At 55.4% G+C, this 18,841-nt stretch carries 18 protein-coding genes; 3 read left to right on the plus strand and 15 right to left on the minus strand.

Annotation, left to right across the window (positions count from 1 at the left end):
* Position 1: 1 nt before the first annotated feature.
* From GOX61_RS00715 to purC, 5 genes are all read right to left on the minus strand, one after another.
* Complete coding sequence (locus tag GOX61_RS00715) at positions 2 to 1,780, minus strand: sensor histidine kinase (protein ID WP_170330520.1); 1,779 nt, start codon at positions 1,778 to 1,780, stop codon at positions 2 to 4.
* Between the two features lie 36 nt (positions 1,781 to 1,816).
* Positions 1,817 to 2,485 (minus strand): phosphoribosylformylglycinamidine synthase subunit PurQ, encoded by a 669-nt coding sequence (gene purQ / locus GOX61_RS00720; RefSeq protein ID WP_155146992.1) that lies wholly within the window; start codon positions 2,483 to 2,485, stop codon positions 1,817 to 1,819.
* Between the two features lie 56 nt (positions 2,486 to 2,541).
* A complete protein-coding gene (purS, locus tag GOX61_RS00725; protein ID WP_155146994.1) occupies positions 2,542 to 2,772 on the minus strand; it encodes a phosphoribosylformylglycinamidine synthase subunit PurS in 231 nt (76 codons plus the stop codon).
* A gap of 131 nt (positions 2,773 to 2,903) precedes the next feature.
* Positions 2,904 to 3,572: a MarC family protein gene (locus GOX61_RS00730; RefSeq protein WP_155146996.1), complete on the minus strand. Its 669-nt coding sequence runs from the start codon at positions 3,570 to 3,572 to the stop codon at positions 2,904 to 2,906.
* A 150-nt stretch (positions 3,573 to 3,722) separates the two neighbouring features.
* Positions 3,723 to 4,478 (minus strand): phosphoribosylaminoimidazolesuccinocarboxamide synthase, encoded by a 756-nt coding sequence (gene purC, locus GOX61_RS00735; protein ID WP_155146998.1) that lies wholly within the window; start codon positions 4,476 to 4,478, stop codon positions 3,723 to 3,725.
* A gap of 187 nt (positions 4,479 to 4,665) precedes the next feature.
* Here purC and GOX61_RS00740 point away from each other — a divergent pair, with 187 nt between their 5' ends.
* A complete protein-coding gene (locus tag GOX61_RS00740; RefSeq protein WP_155147000.1) occupies positions 4,666 to 4,983 on the plus strand; it encodes a DUF1476 domain-containing protein in 318 nt (105 codons plus the stop codon).
* Between the two features lie 123 nt (positions 4,984 to 5,106).
* Positions 5,107 to 6,123 carry a betaine--homocysteine S-methyltransferase gene (bmt, locus tag GOX61_RS00745; RefSeq protein WP_170330522.1) on the plus strand — a complete coding sequence of 339 codons (1,017 nt, stop codon included), beginning with the start codon at positions 5,107 to 5,109 and terminating at the stop codon, positions 6,121 to 6,123.
* A gap of 11 nt (positions 6,124 to 6,134) precedes the next feature.
* On the opposite strand, the gene GOX61_RS00750 is transcribed toward bmt, so the two are convergent.
* The 10 genes from GOX61_RS00750 to GOX61_RS00795 form a co-directional block, all read right to left on the minus strand.
* Positions 6,135 to 6,911, minus strand: a complete 777-nt coding sequence (locus tag GOX61_RS00750; RefSeq protein WP_170331074.1) for an enoyl-CoA hydratase-related protein — start codon at positions 6,909 to 6,911, stop codon at positions 6,135 to 6,137.
* Positions 6,912 to 6,984: 73 nt separating this feature from the next.
* Complete coding sequence (locus GOX61_RS00755) at positions 6,985 to 7,440, minus strand: cytochrome c-type biogenesis protein (RefSeq protein ID WP_170330524.1); 456 nt, start codon at positions 7,438 to 7,440, stop codon at positions 6,985 to 6,987.
* A complete protein-coding gene (locus GOX61_RS00760) occupies positions 7,437 to 9,401 on the minus strand; it encodes a heme lyase CcmF/NrfE family subunit (RefSeq protein ID WP_170330526.1) in 1,965 nt (654 codons plus the stop codon). Before GOX61_RS00760 ends, GOX61_RS00755 begins: the two co-directional genes overlap by 4 nt.
* A gap of 75 nt (positions 9,402 to 9,476) precedes the next feature.
* A complete protein-coding gene (locus GOX61_RS00765) occupies positions 9,477 to 10,055 on the minus strand; it encodes a holin family protein (RefSeq protein ID WP_170330528.1) in 579 nt (192 codons plus the stop codon).
* Positions 10,046 to 10,657 (minus strand): holin-associated N-acetylmuramidase, encoded by a 612-nt coding sequence (locus GOX61_RS00770; protein ID WP_155147010.1) that lies wholly within the window; start codon positions 10,655 to 10,657, stop codon positions 10,046 to 10,048. Before GOX61_RS00770 ends, GOX61_RS00765 begins: the two co-directional genes overlap by 10 nt.
* A gap of 129 nt (positions 10,658 to 10,786) precedes the next feature.
* Positions 10,787 to 11,233: a cytochrome c maturation protein CcmE gene (ccmE, locus tag GOX61_RS00775; RefSeq protein WP_170330530.1), complete on the minus strand. Its 447-nt coding sequence runs from the start codon at positions 11,231 to 11,233 to the stop codon at positions 10,787 to 10,789.
* A gap of 7 nt (positions 11,234 to 11,240) precedes the next feature.
* The gene (argC, locus tag GOX61_RS00780; RefSeq protein ID WP_170330532.1) at positions 11,241 to 12,269 is read right to left on the minus strand and encodes an N-acetyl-gamma-glutamyl-phosphate reductase; all 1,029 of its coding nucleotides are present in this window, start codon (positions 12,267 to 12,269) and stop codon (positions 11,241 to 11,243) included.
* Positions 12,270 to 12,364: 95 nt separating this feature from the next.
* Complete coding sequence (locus GOX61_RS00785) at positions 12,365 to 13,174, minus strand: glutamate racemase (RefSeq protein ID WP_155147015.1); 810 nt, start codon at positions 13,172 to 13,174, stop codon at positions 12,365 to 12,367.
* Positions 13,175 to 13,182: 8 nt separating this feature from the next.
* Complete coding sequence (locus tag GOX61_RS00790; protein WP_170330534.1) at positions 13,183 to 14,061, minus strand: lysophospholipid acyltransferase family protein; 879 nt, start codon at positions 14,059 to 14,061, stop codon at positions 13,183 to 13,185.
* A 78-nt stretch (positions 14,062 to 14,139) separates the two neighbouring features.
* Complete coding sequence (locus GOX61_RS00795) at positions 14,140 to 17,559, minus strand: indolepyruvate ferredoxin oxidoreductase family protein (protein ID WP_170330536.1); 3,420 nt, start codon at positions 17,557 to 17,559, stop codon at positions 14,140 to 14,142.
* 169 nt (positions 17,560 to 17,728) lie between these two features.
* On the opposite strand from GOX61_RS00795, the gene GOX61_RS00800 reads away from it, so the two are divergent.
* On the plus strand, positions 17,729 to 18,637 hold the full coding sequence (locus GOX61_RS00800) for a LysR family transcriptional regulator (RefSeq protein WP_155147021.1): 909 nt from the start codon (positions 17,729 to 17,731) through the stop codon (positions 18,635 to 18,637).
* Positions 18,638 to 18,841: the final 204 nt, after the last annotated feature.

Here is an 18,841-nt window from a genome sequence, read left to right on the forward strand (position 1 = left end):
GTTATTCAGCGGCCTCAAGGCCGTCGCTTCCCAGTATCGGCAGTTGCATTTCGAATACCGCGCCACCGTTTTGTCCGTTGCGCGCAGTCAGCCGACCCCCATGGTCGTTCACGATCCCGGATGAGATGGCAAGACCCAGTCCAACGCCATCCCCGGGACGCTTGGTTGTATAAAACGGCTCAAACAGGTTCTCGATATCCTCGATACCGTGGCCGTTATCGCGGACCGTCAACACGGCGGTGTCGCCCGCCGCCAGAATGATTTCCACATCCGGCTCTATTACAGATTTGGTGGCGTCCAGCGCATTGCGCAAGAGGTTCACCATTACCTGTTCGATCCGCATCCGATCCCCCATCACTATAACAGGTTCTTCGGGCAGGATCTGAGTAATCTTCACGTGCCGCTGGCGCAGCTGCGGTTCCATCATAGACAGGCTAGAAGCCAGTGCCTCACCAAGATTTACTGGTGAAAACGCATCCGCACCCTTGCGAGCGTACGACTTGAGCTGGCGTGTGATTGCGCCCATCCGTTCGATAAGACCATCGATCCGACCGAAGCTGGCCAGCGCCTCTTCGGGACGATTACGCCGCAGCAAAAGGCGCGCACCGGCGAGGTAGGTTTTCATCGCAGCGAGCGGCTGGTTCAACTCGTGACTGACTGCGGCAGACATCTCACCCAAGGCGGCAAGTTTGGAACTCTGGGCCAGTGTTTGCTCGGCCACTTCCAGCGTCTTTTCAACCCGTTCGCGTTCAGCAATTTCCCGCTGCAGCCTTGTATTCAATGCGCGAAGCTCCGCCGACTCACGCTGGAACAAAGCGGCGCGCAAAGCGGTGCGTCGGCTAAGTGCATAAAACGCCAGCGCCAGGAGAATCGCGAAGCCCATGATTTCGAGGGCCAGCACACTATTCACCTTCTCACGGATCGACGAATAGGTGGTGAAAGACGTCATCTGCCAGCCTCGGAAAGGAATACGGGTTTCCATCCGCATCACAGCCTCGCCCTGCAAATAAGCGTCGGGTGGTAGAGCCGTCCAATCCGTCGTTGCACGAATGGCGCGTTGAATGGCGCCTTGAGGCGGCTGGCGCAGCATCGCCGCGCTTTCATTAAGGCCACGCCATTGCGGTTCGGTCGACAAAATGATTGTGCCTGTACTGTCCGTCACCATCACGGCATCAGAAATCCCCGCCCAGGCGCGCTCGAACTTCTGCAGATCGACCTCAACAACGATTACGCCCAGAATTTCAGAGCCAGCTTCAAGTCGCCGGGAGTAGACAAAACTATAGCCGCCGGATTCACGCGGGATCACCGAAAATATCGTCGAGTTTGCGCGAATAGCATCGATAAAATAGGCGGCACTACGATGCGCCTCACCCAACCGGTTACGGTCGGTTGCGGCAACGGTGCGGCCGTCGCTATCCAGCAGCATGAGTGAAGCCGCACCAATCTCTTCAACAAACGAGATCAGGCGTTGCGTAGACAACGAGAAATCGCTGGATTGTAGTGCAGCGATGAGCGTCGGGTCGCGCGCAAGCAATTGCGGCACGATGGCATTTCTACGTAGTTCGCTCAGAAGGTTACCGGAATACAGCGCTAGGCGCAGTTCGGCACGGTTTCGCGTCGATTCAGTAAACCGGTTCGTCAGCAGGCTGTTGGTTATCCAGACAGTGGCAACCGTTGCAATCAGCAGTACAATAATCGCCAATCGCAATCGCCAGCCCAGCGGCGCACCGCGGAACCGGCTTATGAAATTTGCCCAGCCTGATTGTACTTCGGAACTCATCCCCCGAAGCTAAGCCCCAGCGGCCACGACCTCAAGTCACGCAGGTGTCAAAACACCTGACAATGCGCGGAAGAGCGCCGTTCCATCGGTGCCACCATGGCCTTCATCCGCAGCCCGTTCCGGATGCGGCATCATCCCAAGCACGCGACGGTTGTGCGACAGGATGCCGGCGATATCGCCGCGGGAACCATTTGGGTTCTCGGTGTAGGTGAACGCGATGCGATCTTCATCACGAAGTCTTGCCAAAGTCTCATCATCGGCAAAGTAGTTGCCATCGTGGTGCGCAATCGGAATCCCGATGACGTCACCCGCATTGTAGCCTTCGGTGAATGCGCTGTCGCTTGTTTCCACCTTCAATCCGACGGTGCGGCAGATGTATTTTAGTCCGGCGTTACGCAGAAGCGCGCCCGGCAGGATGCCGGTTTCCGTCAGTATCTGGAAACCATTGCAAACACCAAAAGCATACCCGCCACGCTCGGTGTGTTCGACAACTGCCTTGCAGATCGGCGACTGCGCTGCAATCGCGCCACAACGCAGATAATCGCCATAAGAAAAGCCACCCGGTACGCCGACGATGTCGATGCCTTCTGGCAGTTTGGCGTCCTTGTGCCAGACCATATCGACCTGAAAGCCCGCCTGCTCAAAGGCGACCGCAAGATCTCGGTCACAGTTGGAACCGGGGAAAACGACGACGGCTGCGCGCATGACAGGCACTCCTTGGTCACAAATCAGTGGTTTGGTCGCATCACGACCGAAAAAAGTCAGACCAGTTCGATCTCGTAGCGTTCGATGACCGTGTTGGCCAACAGCTTCTCGCACATCTCAGCCACGTCCGCCTCGGTCGCGCCTTCAGCAAGTTCCAGGTCGATCACCTTGCCCTGACGCACGCCTTCGACTTTGTCGAAACCCATGGCGCCCAATGCGTGACGAACCGCCTCGCCCTGCGGGTCCAGCACCCCGTTCTTGAGCATCACATGCACCCGTGCCTTCATTTTCGCAACTCCACCTGCGGCCCGCGCCCCGGGGCCAATTCCGTTGCGCGGGGAGATACCCTGCTTATGGTATTTGGACAACCCTCGATAAGACGGACGGATTACCGCAGCCAAGGCAGCCCATTAGTCGATCAGCCGTCAGCGCCTGAGGTCAGACCCGGGTAATGCGCATCGATGGCATTGAAAGTGCCTGTCAGAACCATTTCAACCGCTACTGCGACCAGTAGAATCGCCATGATCCGGGTCAGCACATTGATCATGGTTTCCCCAAGCAACCGAGAAATCTGGTCCGCAAACAGCAATCCCAGCCCAACAATTGCGCAAGCTATCAGCACGGCAGAGCCCAGAGTTACCATTTCAGCACCATCCGAAAGCTGATGTGAGAAAACGATGGTGATGGCAATGGTTCCCGGACCAATGGTCAGAGGTATCGCCAGCGGAACCACGGCAAAGTTGAGTTTCCGCTCCTGCCCTTCGGCGAGTGCGGCCTGATCACCTGCGGGACGGTCTTCGGCATTCAACATCGACATGCCGATCCCGAAGATGATGATCCCTCCGGCGATGCGGAAAGAAGGAACATCAATCCCGAAAATCGCCAGAACCTCTTCTCCAATCCCTACGGCGATCAAAGCGATCAAAGTGACTGAAATCATCACGATCAAAGCCACCCTGCGCCGCTCGGGCTTGGTGCACTGACTCGTCATACTCAGGAAAATCGGAATATTGTATAGCGGGTTGAATATGGCCAGAACAGCCGCGAGAAATTTCAAGAACACAGCGTGGTCGAACAGTTCGCTCATACCGAGTGTCACCTTGTTAGTAAGCCGGATTAGTCGTCAGCACTGAACATGCTGCATGACAGTCAAATCTGTCAAATACTTATACAAAATACGAAAAGTGCCGCCTGATAAGTGGCGGCACCTTAATCATTGCAAGTTTGCACTTGCGGATCAGTTGATCAGTGTAGGTTTCGCGACATTGCTTTTGGGCAAAACGCCCAAACGACGCGCCACCTCGGAATAGGCATCCGTCAGATTGCCCAGATCGCGGCGGAAGACGTCCTTGTCCAGCTTCTGACCGGTTTCAATGTCCCACAAACGGCAACTGTCGGGGCTGATTTCATCGGCAATGATCAGACGCTGGAAATCGCCTTCATATACGCGACCGATCTCGATCTTGAAATCGACCAAACGAATGCCGACAGCCAACATCATACCACTCATGAAGTCATTCACGCGGAGTGCGAGGCTCAGGATGTCGTCCATATCCTGCTGGCTGGCCCAACCAAAGGCAGCAATGTGCTCTTCGGTAACCAGCGGATCACCGAGCGCGTCGTCCTTATAGCAATATTCGACAATCGGCCGCGGCAATTGCGTGCCTTCGGCAATACCCAGACGTTTGGACATCGAACCAGCGGCGTAATTGCGCACAATCACTTCCAAAGGCACGATTTCACAGCTGCGAACCAGTTGCTCGCGCATGTTCAGGCGACGAATGAAATGGGTCGGCACGCCGATCTGGCTCAGACCGGTCATGAAGAACTCGCTCAGACGATTGTTCAGAACGCCTTTGCCGTCGATGACGTCCTTCTTTTCAGCGTTGAACGCGGTGGCATCGTCCTTAAAATACTGCACAATCGTGCCCGGCTCGGGGCCTTCATACAGAATCTTGGCCTTGCCTTCGTAGATCTTTTTGCGACGCGCCATAAGCGAACCTTCCAGTCTGGGGTGTGGGAATGAGTCCCTCTCCTTTGGCGCCCTCATAGTCCAAGCCCCACTTTCTCGCAAGTTCGCAGGCCCGAGGGGCTTTGACGCAGCGCAAATCTCTTGCACCCGGCCTCACGTATAGTCATATCATCAGGAAAGAAATCGTTATCCAAGGGGTCCCTAACCAATGACCACGTTCGACGAACGCGAAAATGCCTTTGAAGCCAAGTTTGCTCATGATGAAGAGATGCAGTTCAAGGCGCAGGCCCGCTGCAACAAACTGCTCGGCCTTTGGGCTGCAGGAAAATTGGGCAAATCCGGCGCGGACGCCGAAGAATATGCAAAAACCGTCGTGTTGTCCGATTTCGAAGAAGCCGGGCACGAGGATGTTGTGCGCAAGGTGGCTGGTGATCTGGGCAGCCTGGCATCGGATGATGAGATCCGAGCCAAGATGGCCGAACTTCTGCCTGAAGCAAAATCGCAGGTTCTCAGCGAAGTTGACTAAGGCTTTGCTGCCTTCCTCATGATCTTCATGAGTTTTATGAATTTGATTTGACGCCCCGGTCGTGAGACATGGGGCGTCTCTAAATTTGATCGGCCATGGCGCCCTCTTTTTCGGAATACTCCAATGACAAACGCGCTGAGCAAACTTCTGGAATCCACAGATGCCATCCTTGCGGATGGGGCCACTGGGACCAACCTTTTCAATATGGGTCTTCAATCAGGTGACGCACCTGAGCTCTGGAATGTGGACGCTCCGGATAAAATCCGCGCGCTCTATCAGGGTTCGGTTGATGCGGGCAGCGACCTGTTTCTGACCAATACCTTTGGTGGCACCTCGGCACGACTGAAGCTGCATGATGCGCAAAACCGAGTTGCGGAACTCAACCGCGCCGGAGCTGAACTTGGCCGTGAGGTTGCAGACAAGGCCGGACGCACGATTATCGTCGCGGGGTCAGTTGGTCCGACCGGAGAAATCATGGAACCTGTTGGCAGCTTGTCGCACAGCGAGGCCGTCGAGATGTTCCATGAACAGGCCGAAGCGCTCAAAGCTGGTGGCGTTGATGTTCTTTGGGTCGAAACCATCAGTGCACCTGAGGAGTTCCGCGCCGCAGCCGAAGCATTCGCACTGGTCAATATGCCTTGGTGTGGCACCATGAGCTTTGACACTGCGGGACGCACAATGATGGGTGTGACCTCTGCAGATCTGGCACAACTGGTCGAAACCCTGCCCAACCCACCGATCGCCTTTGGTGCAAATTGCGGCACCGGTGCGTCTGACATTCTGCGAACGGTTCTGGGCTTCGGCGCTCAGGGAACTGAACGTCCTATCATTTCGAAGGGTAATGCGGGCATTCCCAAGTATGTGGATGGGCATATCCACTATGATGGCACGCCAGAGCTTATGGGTGACTATGCCGCTATGGCCCGTGATGCAGGTGCGACGATCATCGGTGGTTGCTGTGGCACCATGCCAACCCACCTGCGCAAGATGCGTGAAGCACTCGATACCCGCCCACGTAGTGAACGCCCGACCCTAGATCAGATCACGGATGCGCTTGGGCCGTTCTCGTCGGCATCGGACGGTACGGGCGACGATGCGGCGGCGCCAGAACGCCGCACACGTAAACGCCGTCGCGCTTAAAATTTACTGGATTAACGCCCCTCGAACTTCGCGGGGCGTTTTTCCAAGAATGCTACAACACCTTCCGCAAAATCACGTGTCCGGCCGCAATCGCCCTGCAAATGCGCCTCGGTCGCCAATTGCTGTGGCAACGTTTTGTCATAGGTGCCACGGATCGCCTGTTTGATCGCACCAAACCCAGCGGTTGGTCCATTGGCCAGATACTCTGCGCGCTTGCGCCAATGGGTGGCGAAATCTGCGTCAGCAACCGCTTCCCAGATCAAACCCCAGTCATCTGCCTGCCGTGCGCTGATCTTTTCCGCAAACAATGCAGCCCCCATCGCCTTGGCAAAACCCATCTGACGCGGCATGAACCATGTACCGCCGGCATCAGGCAAAAGGCCAATGCGGGCGAAGGCCTGAAGGAAGTATGCACTCTCAGTCGCAATCACGACATCGGCACATAATGCAAGGTTAGCCCCTGCCCCCGCTGCCGGACCATTCACCGCTGCAATGGTGGGAACAGGGCAATCATAAACGGCTTCGAGCATGGGCTCGTACTCATCACGCAAGGCACGCTCAAGATCGATCTTTCCGGTGCTGGATGCATCACCCAGATCCTGTCCCGAACAGAACGCGGGCCCTGCGCCGGTAAGTACAATTGCACGTGTATGCCGCGCTGCATGTTTCATCGCATGCGTAATCTCGGCGCGCATCTGAGTTGTCAGTGCATTCATCTTGTCGGGCCGATTCAATGTCAGCACCGCCAATCCATCAGTGATATCCAGAAGGATCGCTTCGTATTCCATAAAAAACCTCATCTGCGCAGAGCTTTGTCAGACCCTGACGCAGTTACCATGGAAGGGAAAGTGGAACCACGCGTCAGTCTTCGAGAATTTGGCGCAGGCGCTCTTTTTCGTCATCGCTCAATGCGTCGACGTTCCCGGAAACTTGTTTGGCTGAGCGCGAACGCAGAAAGCTCCACCCTACAATCGCCGCAATCAACAGCATAATCGGACCAGCCAGCCATAACAGAAGGTTGGAGCCAGACGTTGTGGGTTTCAGCAGGACGTATTCACCATAGCGATCAACGATGAATTCGATCGCCTCTTCATCCGTATCGCCTGCGACCAGACGTTCCCGAACAAGCAAACGAAGATCGCGCGCCAGATCGGCATTGCTTTCATCGATGCTTTCGTTCCGACAGACCAGACAGCGCAGCCCCGTGCTCAGATCACGCGCCCGCTCCTCAAGTACGGGGTCGTCAAGTACTTCGTCAGGCTGAACCGCCAGCAGTGGCGTGGCGGCAATCATCAATATCAGGACAAGACGTTTCATTCCGCCGGTACTCCTGAAGCGGTTGACTTACGAGCCCCCGCCGCAACCCTGAACCTGCGGTCAGACAGGCTGAGCACGCCGCCGAGGGCCATCAGAATACATCCACCCCAGATCCAGTTCGCCAGTGGCTTTATGTAGGTACGCACAACCCAACCGCCATCAGCCTGCTGATCACCGATCACGACATAGAGATCTCGCAGGAACCGGTAGTCAATTGCAGCCTCGGTCGTCGGCATCCGTGCCACCGGGTAGTCCCGCTTTTCAGGATGCAATGTGGCGATCGGACGACCATCTTTTTCTGCCACTATGTCGGCCATGGTCGAAAAATAATTTGGCCCCTGAACGCGTTTTACGTCCTGCAGGGTCAAAGTGTATTGCCCTACCTCAAACGGTTGTCCCGGTTGGACGACGCGAATGTCCTCTACTTCCCATGCAGTCAGACCTGCGATTGCGAACATGGTGACACCCAGCCCGGTATGTGCCACTGCCTTGCCCCAGTCAGCACCTGGCAGGCGCAGCAAGCGCTTGAAACTGCCATTGCGGCCCGTGCGGCTCCACAGATCAACAATGGCGCCAAAGGTAATCCATGCACCAAGGAACAACCCGATCGGACCCATAGCGCTGCGCCCTGTCTGCATAACCCAAACCAGCAGCGCCAGCGCAACAGCCAGAATGAACGCATATCGCAGCGACCAGGCAGCACGTCCCAGTTTTCCGCGCTTCCAAGGCAGGATCGCGCCAATCGGCAAAGCGATCCCCAATGCAATCATGAACGGTGTAAATGCCGAATTGAAGAATGGTGCACCAACCGACAATTTCCGGTCAAAAGCCATCTCGGCAACCATCGGCCACATCGTACCGACGAACACGACAAAACAGCTTACAGCTAGCAGGATATTGTTCAAAATCAGTGCACTTTCCCTGCTGACCATGCCAAACACACCTTTGGCCTCCATCGCCTGAGCGCGCGCAGCAAACAGGGTCAATGCACCGCCGATGAAGATCACGAGAATGAACAGAATGAACACACCCCGTTCAGGATCGTTCGCGAAGGCATGTACCGAAGTCAGCAAACCGGATCGGACAATAAATGTACCGATCAACGAGAAACCGAACGCAATGATCGCCAGCAGGATGGTCCAGCTTTTCAGAGCTTCCCTCTTTTCAACCACGATCGCCGAATGCAGAAGCGCCGCCGCCAGCAACCATGGCATGAAAGAAGCGTTCTCAACCGGATCCCAGAACCAGAAACCGCCCCAACCCAACTCGTAATAGGCCCACCACGACCCCAATGCGATACCGATGGTCAGGAAGATCCAGGCAGCAAGCGTCCAAGGGCGTACCCAACGCCCCCACGCAGCATCAATGCGGCCCTCAATCAACGCAGCGACTGCAAAGCTGAACGCCATACTCAAGCCAACGTAGCCCAGATAGAGGAATGGTGGATGAAAGGCCAAACCCGGATCCTGCAACAGAGGGTTCAGATCTCGCCCGTCAAAGGGTGCTACTACCAGTCGGTCGAACGGGTTCGACGTAAACAGGATAAACGCGAAAAACGCCACTCCGATCGCAGCCTGAACCGACAGAACACGTGCCTTCAAGGTTGGCGGCAAGCCCCCTCCAAATATAGCGGCCATGGCGCCAAACAGCGCGACGATCAACACCCACAGCAGCATGGAACCCTCGTGGTTCCCCCATGTGCCGCTGATCTTGTACAGCATCGGCTTTGCCGAATGGCTGTTTTCGACGACGATACGTAGCGAAAAGTCGGATGTGACGAACGCCCAGACCAGTGCGCCGAAAGCAAAGGCTGTCAGGATGAACTGGGATATTGCCGCAGGTTCAGCAAATACCATCCAGCCAGTCCAACGTTTTGCCGCCCCGATCAGGGGGACTGCGCTTTGGACGATGGCTACAAAAAAGGCTAGGATCAGTGCGAAGTGGCCGAGCTCTGTAATCATGGCCAAGGGTATAATCCTGTCTCCGGGCAAGCGCCAATCACTTTCGCCCGGAAACAGCGCACATAGTGTCGCGGCTCAGGATCGCCTTAACTGCCTCCAGTCCTCGAGTGCCCGGTTCGCATCCGGTTGCGCTATATTGATTTTTAGCTGAGCATCGTGACCCGGATCTGCAGCACCCGGAGTATCGTTGCGCAATCGATCAAGCGCCTCGAGATTGGCCACCACAGCTGGCGCGCGGACCATCGTCGCGGTGATCTCTCGCTGCAAATCCTGTACTTTGGCCTGATGCCGAGCGCCAAAATAGAAAGAGACGATCACCCCCAGCAGCCACCACAGAGGCTCGGGGACCAATGCGATGCCCTGCATCCGTTCGGCAAACCACAATGGATCCACCATGGCTGCCCCGAACAATCCCAGCGTCCCCAAGGCAAGTGCGGGCCGAGGCAATCGGTTCAGGCCGTCCATAAAGCGGTCAAAGCCACTCTTTCCGGACGTATGAAATTCTGCCCCGAATTGCGTCATGGCTTGCACCCGCATGGTCGCGCTTCGCTCTGCCCCGGCCTCGGTATTTTCACGAAACACTTCGGCAGTTTCGCGCACGACATTGCGCCCGTTTCCGAACAGAAAACCTAACAAGCCAGAAATCAATCCCATCCTGAAACCCTCATTTGAAACTCTGCGTCGCTAAGGTGGTAAGTCGGCGAAAGAAATTCCTCAGCCCGTTTGATCCATCCACCTTTGCCACCAGACCGACTGCGCGCATATTTTCTCGATGCAGGTCTGCGGTCTGCCAATCTGAAATAGTAGTTCCGCCTTGCAACGCCGTACGCATCCCGCAACGCAATCGGATTTGGATCAGCGGCCGAATGAGATGCCTGAGCGGTCTGGGGGCCCAACGCGCCATCCACGTTCACCTCAAACCCCATTTCTCGGAGAAGCCGTTGCAGGATTTTCACCGCCTGCGCGCCTGCGTTTACATACATGTCAAACAAAGAAGGTTGCAGCGTTTCGGGCAGCAGTTCTATGCGTGGCTTTCGATAATAGTGGGTCAGAAAAACATCCACCGCCTGATCGCGTGTCAAAGCGCGAACGTCGGCACGATTTACCATGCCGTTGTGATCCAGATCCAAACCCAACCGCCGCATGGTGTGAATTGTCACACCGTATTTGGTCGCCCCACCTGGATCATCGGGATCATCCACAAATCCCCCTTCACGTGCCACAATTCCTTGGGCGATCTGACGAACCGTCTGCATGCAACAACCTCCGCTTGACGCTGCAAACGGTCGGGCAACTTCATTAAGACAGCCAAAATAGTAAGGGCGCTGCAGGGCTATCCCTTGCAACGCCCCTTTGGTCATCCATCCATGGATTTCAGATGAAAATCAGCCCTCATCGGCCTCTTTGTAGACACCCTGTTCTTTCAACGCATCCACGACCTCTTTCGGCATGTAGGTCTCATCATGTTTTGCAAGGATTTCCGTGGCTTCGAACACACCGTTCACGTAGCTACCGGTACCCACCATGCCCTGATTTTCAGAGAACAGATCAGGCAGCACCCCGGTAAATGATACCGGGACACTCTCGCCCCCGTCTGTAACAACAAAGCGGACAGTTTCACCTTGCCCGCGGATGATAGAGCCTTCTTCAACCAGTCCTCCGATGCGAAACACTTCGGTTGGTTGTGGCGGCTCAGCAATAACCTGGCTGGGTGAACGGAAGAAATTGATGCCGTCCCGCATGGCATACCCAATCAACGCCGTCGACAAAGCCAAGGCAACAACGGCCAGAACTATGATCTGTACACGACGACGTTTCTTGAGTGTTTTCATACCGTCCTCACGGGAATAGAGGGGCCATCATCAGCCCCTTAGTCTCAGCCTCACCTAACATCAGGTTGGCATTCTGCAAGGCTTGCCCGCTGCTACCTTTTGTCAGGTTATCCAATGCTGCGATCACAATGGCGCGACGTTCAATCCGATCCGCAGCCACACCGATGTGACAGAAGTTGGATCCCCGGACATGGTGGGTCGACGGTGCCTCGCCAAATGGCAACATCTGGATGAATGGTTCATTTTCGTAGGTGGCGCACAGCGTCTCATAAACACTTTGCGGATCACCCTTCACATAGGTAGTCGCCAGAATGCCCCGGTTGGCTGGAATCAGGTGCGGTGTAAACTGGACATGCACAGTCCGCCCGGCCAGCTTGGAGAACTCCTGATCGAATTCACCCAGATGCCGGTGCGATCCTCCGATGGCGTAGGCATTGGCCCCTTCGCTCAACTCCGCATGCAGCAGGTTTTCCTTCAGCGACCGCCCCGCCCCCGAAACAGCACATTTCAGGTCGAGAATGATGTCATCCAGATCGATAACCCCCGCAGAAATAAGGGGCCGCAACACATACTGCCCGGTTGCGGCATTACAACCGGTTCCGGCAACAAGCCGGGCATTGCGGATTTCTTCCCGATAGAACTCGGTCAGACCGTACACAGCCTCTTCCTGTTGTTCGAGCGCGGCATGAGGGTTGCCGTACCACTTCTCGTATTCCTCAGCATCCTGCAGCCTGAAATCGGCCGAAAGATCGATGACCTTCAGTGTCTTGGGCAAGTCACGGATGACCTCTTGGCTGGTTTTGTGCGGCAACGCGCAGAAACATAGATCAATCTTGGAAAAGTCGATCTGAGAGATTTTGCACAGCACCGGCAGATCTAGATGCCGCAGATGGGGAAAGACCTGTGCCATGGATTGACCGGCTTTGCGCTCGGCCGCCAAAGCCACGATTTCCATACTCGGGTGCTCGGCGATCAGCCGCACCAGTTCCGCACCGGTATAGCCGGACGCGCCAAGGATTGCGATTTTATGGGTCATGTCAGACCTCTTTGTATTTGAGTGTCATACGTATCGATCGCCGATGTGACGATCATCGAACTACAGAATCAATGCGGCTGTTTCCTTGACCTAAGTCAGGCCGCCTCAAATGCGATTTGTCGTCGGAGGAATTGCGTTGCGCGATCGCTGACAAAGTCCGGTTTACCGGTTGTCACGAATCCACCCTCGCCGGTCCCCAGCATATTTGGATGGCGTTGCAGATAGTCGGCAAGACTTTGAGCAACCAGATCACCTTGGCTGAAAACCTGTACATCTGGCCCAAGCGCTTTCTGGAATGTCTCGGCCATCAGCGGATAGTGGGTGCAGCCCAAAATAGCTGCCTGCGGCTCGGGCATCTTGCGTTTCAGCGCATCGACATGGGACCGGACCAATGCCTCGGCCAGGATCATGTCCCCGTCTTCGATCGCGTCAACGACGCCGCCGCAGGACTGGGCCTCAACATCCACGCCGATTGCACGGAATGCGAGCTCCCGCTGAAAGGCACGGCTCGATACGGTTGCGGGTGTCGCAAACAACGCCACGTGCTTGACCGCCACTTCGCGAGGTGGGCTGTTGTCGCCCCATTGCCGCTCAGTCAGGGCTTCGATCAGTGGCACGAACACGCCCAAAACGCGTTTGCCTTCTGGTACACCTTCTTCCTGCATCCGGCGCAGCGCGGCAGCGCTCGCTGTGTTGCAAGCGAGAATCACCAGATCGCACCCACGCGACCACAGATCAGACACTGCCTTGCGGGTGAGTTGATAGATATCTTCTGCATCACGCACGCCGTAAGGCGCGTGTGCGCTGTCCGCAAAATACAGAAAATCAACGTCCGACAGACGTTTCTGAGCTGCGTCCAGGACGGTCAGACCGCCCAACCCGGAATCAAAGATACCTACTGCCATTTGCCCCTTCAGGCGCGATGCCGTTCCTCAAATTCATAACCGTAGTCATACGACTTCAACGGCTTTGGAGACAGCTCATACGTGGCTTTGCGCAGGAAATCCATCATCTTGCGCGTATCCTTGGCCAGCGGGTCTAATACGTCGCGGCCAATGGGCTCGCCGATCACGACTTTTACAGGTGTATCAACACGCTTTTTGAACTCTTTGATCAGCAAACCCATGCGAAGGGTGTAATGAAGATGGCTTGCGATCTGGAACAGGCGTGACGTGTGACCATCGAAGAAAACCGGCACAACAGTAGCATTGGATTTTGCCACCATACGTGCGGTGAAACCACGCCAGCCCGGATCCATTGGGTGTGAGAATGGTTTCGCTGCCGTGCTGACTGTCCCGCCAGGAAATATTCCGATGGCCCCACCCTCGCCCAGATAATTCAGCGCGTTTTTGCGGGTTTCAAGGTTCAGCTTCATGGCCTCCTTCGTTTCGTCAAACGAGATCGGCAAGATAATTCGGTTCAGGTCTTCGGCCTTGCGAAACACGTGGTTCGCCAGAATGCGAAAATCGCCACGAGCCTGAGACAAGATGTGTCCCATCATCAGCCCATCAAGAATCCCGTAGGGATGGTTCGCGATCAGGATCAGAGGCCTGTTCTTTGGTATGTTCGTCAGCGATCCCCCGACCACATCCAGCGACAGTCCATAACGTTCGACCATAACGGACCAGAAGTCACGACCCTTGGCCACCTCTTGCTCATATCCGTCCGCACGCTTGATCAGGCGCAGACGGCCTGTTGTGTTTTCCATAAGCTTGATGACCATCCTGCCGCTTTTGGTTTCGGCAGAATAGGCATAGGAAATGTCACGAGCAACGTGGCGGCGCGAGGGCATAAAGGTCTCCGGTTTGCTGCCTGCTACATAGGTTGTCTCAACAGTTTTGCCTAGCTTGCATGACAGTCCTGTGACGATCTACTCAGCCGCCTCCTTGAGCTTTTCGCCACCTTGCCGAATTGCCGCAAGCAATTCCTCGCGCCGTTTTGCAGCCTTGGTCTCATTGGCAATCAAAACCGGGCCAAACCCACGGATATCCAAGGGAAGTCGACCAAGAGCTGCAATAGCGTCTTTTGTCTCGGGCGAAAGCTTCGGCAATACCTCTTTCATGTCCTTTTCGTACTGCCGGATCAGCGCCCGCTCCATTCGCCGTTCAGCGCTGTATCCAAAGATATCGAGCGGCGTCCCACGCAAACCCTTCATTTTGGCCATCAGCTTAAGCGGCCCTGACAGCCATTCACCAAAGGCGCGTTTACGAGGGCGACCATCAGACCCCTTACCGCCCAGAATCGGCGGTGCGAGATGGAAGGTCATCTTGAAGTCACCATCAAATTCAGCCGCAGCCTTTTCACGGCTGCTCAGCAACAAACGCGCGACTTCGTATTCATCCTTGTAGGACAACAGCTTGTGATATCCTTTGGCGACCGCTTCCTTGACCTCACGGTCCTCAATGGCGTCAACAAGCTTGCGATAGCGCTTGGCAAGTCGGTTCCCTTGATAAGCCGTCAAATGCTCCGCACGCAGATCAATCTTCTGATCCAGTGTTTTCGGCAGTTCGGTCACGCCAGGTTTCAGGATTTTGGCTACTTCATCTGGGTGCAAAACGGCCCAGCGACCAACCTCGAAGGCCCGTTTGTTCCGTTCGACTGCAGCACCATTCAGTCCTATAGCCTGCAAAATGGCCTCATGGCTGACCGGAAGCAGTCCACGTTGCCAGGCTGCACCAAAGACCATCATGTTGGAATAGATCGAGTCACCCATCACCGCACGTGCCAGATCGGTGGCATCGAACAGATCCAGCCCATCTTTCAGGCGGGCCTCGAGGGCCAATTCCAGACGGTCGCTTGGAATGTTGAATTCGGTATCCCGCGTGAAATCGCCGGTGATGATTTCGTGTTTATTGACCACTGCGCCTGTCTGGCCGGTTTGCGTCAGACCCAACGTCTTGGCCCCGGCCGACACTACGAGATCGCCACCGATCAACGCGTGCGCCTCGCCGGTCGCCACACGGATGGCACTAATATCTTCGGGTTTGTTGGCTAGTCTGCAGTGGATATGAACCGCACCGCCCTTTTGGGCGAGGCCAGCCATCTCCATCATACCAGCGCCCTTGCCGTCGATCTGGGCAGCCTGCGCCAAAACCGCGCCGATGGTGACAACTCCGGTACCGCCAACGCCCGTGATGACCACATTATGCGTTCCCTTGATCACCGGCAGAGACGGATCTGGCAAGTCTGGCAGGTCCAGATCGGTTGTAGCCTCCTTGCGGATTTTTGCACCTTCAAGCGTCACGAACGATGGGCAGAACCCGCTGAGACAAGAGAAGTCCTTGTTACAGCTTGACTGATCAATCGCACGCTTACGACCTAGCTCAGTTTCTTTTGGAACAATCGAAACACAGTTGGACTGAACGCCGCAATCACCGCAGCCTTCGCAGATATCGGTATTGATGAATACCCGTTTGTCCGGATCAGGAAAGCTGCCCCGCTTGCGGCGACGACGTTTTTCAGCGGCACATGTCTGAATATACACGAGGACAGACACGCCCTCTATCTCGCGGAATTTTTCCTGAACGCTCATCAGGTCAGCGCGTTCAAATGTTTCCACGTCTGACGGCAACGCCTTGAAGTTCACATCTTCCTTCTCGTCGTAGACCACCGCCACATGGCGCACGCCCATGGCTTTGACCTCACGAACGATCCGCTCGGCCGTCAAATCACCTTCGTTATCCTGCCCGCCGGTCATTGCAACGGCATCATTGAACAGGATTTTGAAGGTAATGTTGGTTCCTGCAGACAAAGCTGCGCGAATGGCCTGAACACCCGAGTGGTTGTAGGTACCGTCGCCAAGATTCTGGAACACATGCTTTGTGGTCGAGAAAGGCTCCTCACCGATCCAGTTGGCACCCTCACCACCCATCTGGGTGAAGCCGGTCGTATTCCGGTCCATCCACTGCACCATGTAGTGGCACCCGATCCCAGCATAGGCACGGCTGCCATCTGGTACTTTGGTCGAACTGTTATGCGGGCAGCCCGAACAGAAATAGGGCAGACGGGTCGCAATCTCTTGCGCGTTGTCAGCCCGGCGCGCCTCGTTCAACTGGTCCAGACCGGCACGGACACCATCGGTATCACGCCCCTCCTCAATCAGGATTTCGCCCAGTTTTTCCGCAATCATGATCGGGTCGAGTGCGCCTCGGGTCGGGAACAGCTCCTCACGATGCAATGTGCCTGCTCCACCCTTGTACCAACCGTACACCCGGCGCCCGCGACGGTCGTCGAAAATGGCTTCCTTAACTTGCACCTCAATCAGCTTGCGCTTTTCTTCGACGATAATGATCAGGTCCAGCCCTTCGGCCCAGTCGTGGAACCCCTTCATATCAAGCGGGAAAGTCTGCCCGATCTTGTAGGTGGTAATCCCCAGCCGTTCGGCCTCATTCTCGTCGATGTTCAGCAACGACATGGCATGGACAAGATCCAGCCAGTTTTTGCCTGCAGCGGCGATACCGATCTTGGCCCCGGATTTGCCCCAGACCCGGCGATCCAGCCTATTGGCATGAGAAAAAGTCTCAGCCGCAAAGCGCTTGTAATCAATGACCCGCGTTTCCTGCAGATGCGGCGTGTCACCCAATCTGATGTTCAAACCACCCTCAGGCATGTCGAATTCGGGTGTGACAAGCCGCATACGATCCGGGCGACCATCGACAACCGAGGTTACCTCGATCGTATCCTTCATGGTCTTCAAGCCAACCCACACACCTGCAAACCGGCTGAGTGCGAAACCATAGATGCCGTAATCAAGGATTTCCTGTACGCCCGCCGGGCTGACCACCGGCATATACATATCGACCAATGACCATTCGGATTGATGCAACACAGTCGAGCTTTCACCCGTATGGTCGTCGCCCATGGCCATCAGGACGCCGCCATGCTTGCCGGTTCCTGCCATGTTCGCGTGACGCATCACGTCGCCGGAACGGTCAACCCCGGGTCCTTTGCCGTACCAAAGACCAAAGACGCCGTCGAACTTGCCGTCTCCGCGCAACCCGGCTTGCTGGCTTCCCCACAATGCGGTCGCCGCCAGATCTTCATTCAATCCAAACTGAAAAGTGACGTCATTCTCGGCAAGCTGCTTTTGCGCCCGCGACATTTGAAGGTCTACCGCGCCCAAAGGTGATCCCCGATACCCAGTGACCAGACCGGCGGTATTCAACCCGGCATCACGGTCACGCGCCTTTTGCATCATCATGAGGCGAACAAGCGCTTGCGTCCCGTTCAGAAGAACAGGGCTTTTGGATAGATCAAAACGGTCGTTGAGCGATATTTTCGGCTGACTCATCTGACGTCTCCCCTCGTCGGATTAGTGTGCTGCATTTGTAAACATTTTAGGTCATAAAAGCTGACCTGTATAGTGATTTTCCCCTATTGCGTAACGATTTCGCCGTTTGAATGTGGAATTTGTTACCTCTTTCATATAGGGCTGCGTGAGGATAACGAAAGTTGCGGTTATGGATTGGGACAAGCTTAGAATATTTCACGCAGTAGCTGACGCGGGCAGTCTCACTCATGCGGGAGACAAGCTGAATCTGTCCCAATCTGCAGTCAGTCGACAAATTCGTGCACTGGAAGAATCACTGGATGCCACCCTTTTTCACCGTCATGCACGCGGCCTGATTCTGACCGAACAGGGTGAGCTTCTGTTCGACGCCACTTCTGCCATGTCCAAACGATTGGATGCAGCTGCTGCGCGCATCCGGGACAGCGAAGACGAAGTGTTCGGCGTTCTTCGCGTAACGACCACCTTCGGGTTTGGAACCCTTTGGCTGGCCCCGCGCCTTCCGAAGCTTTATGAGCAATACCCCGATCTCAACATCGACCTGATGCTGGAAGAACGTGTTCTGGACCTTCCGATGCGCGAAGCTGACGTTGCAATCCGCATGAAAGAACCCAGCCAGGCAGATCTGGTGCGCAAACGGCTGATGACGGTTCAAATGCTGCTTTATGCGACCCGCGATTATCTGGACACCCATGGTGGCGCGCCTCAGACACTCGAAGATATCGCCAAGCATCGTTTGATCTGCCAGACCCCGTCAGCGCCACAGGTTGGCGCTGGCGCGTCAATGGTGCGACACCTCATGACCTGTAACCCAAGCTCGCTGCTGACCGTGAACAACTATTTCGGTGTATTGCAGGGGGTACTGCACAATCTGGGTATTGGTGTGCTGCCTGACTATGTGACCGAAGATTTTCCTGATCTGGTCCCGATACTATCAGACATTGAAAGCGCCGATGTACCTGTCTATCTAGCCTATCCCGAAGAATTAAGACATTCTAAACGTGTCGCTGCCTTCCGGGATTTCGTTCAGGATGAGATCATCGCGCACCGCAAGCATCTGAGGCAATTGGGAAAACTCTAGCTATGCGCCTATGACATAGCGGACATGTACCAATGTTTGTGAAAAAATCTTGAACGTACATACAGTGATAACTAAATGAGCACTCGAAGGCGGTGATGCTGAAACGCTCATCATCTTCATACCTCCCTGTTGGACTACGGCCGAGCTTAATGCTCGGCCTTTTTTTTCGTACTTTGTAGTTTCGAAGGTCGCACCATCCCAATT

Source organism: Ruegeria arenilitoris (assembly GCF_013030265.1).
In the GTDB taxonomy this organism is placed as follows: Bacteria; Pseudomonadota; Alphaproteobacteria; order Rhodobacterales; family Rhodobacteraceae; genus Ruegeria; species Ruegeria arenilitoris_E.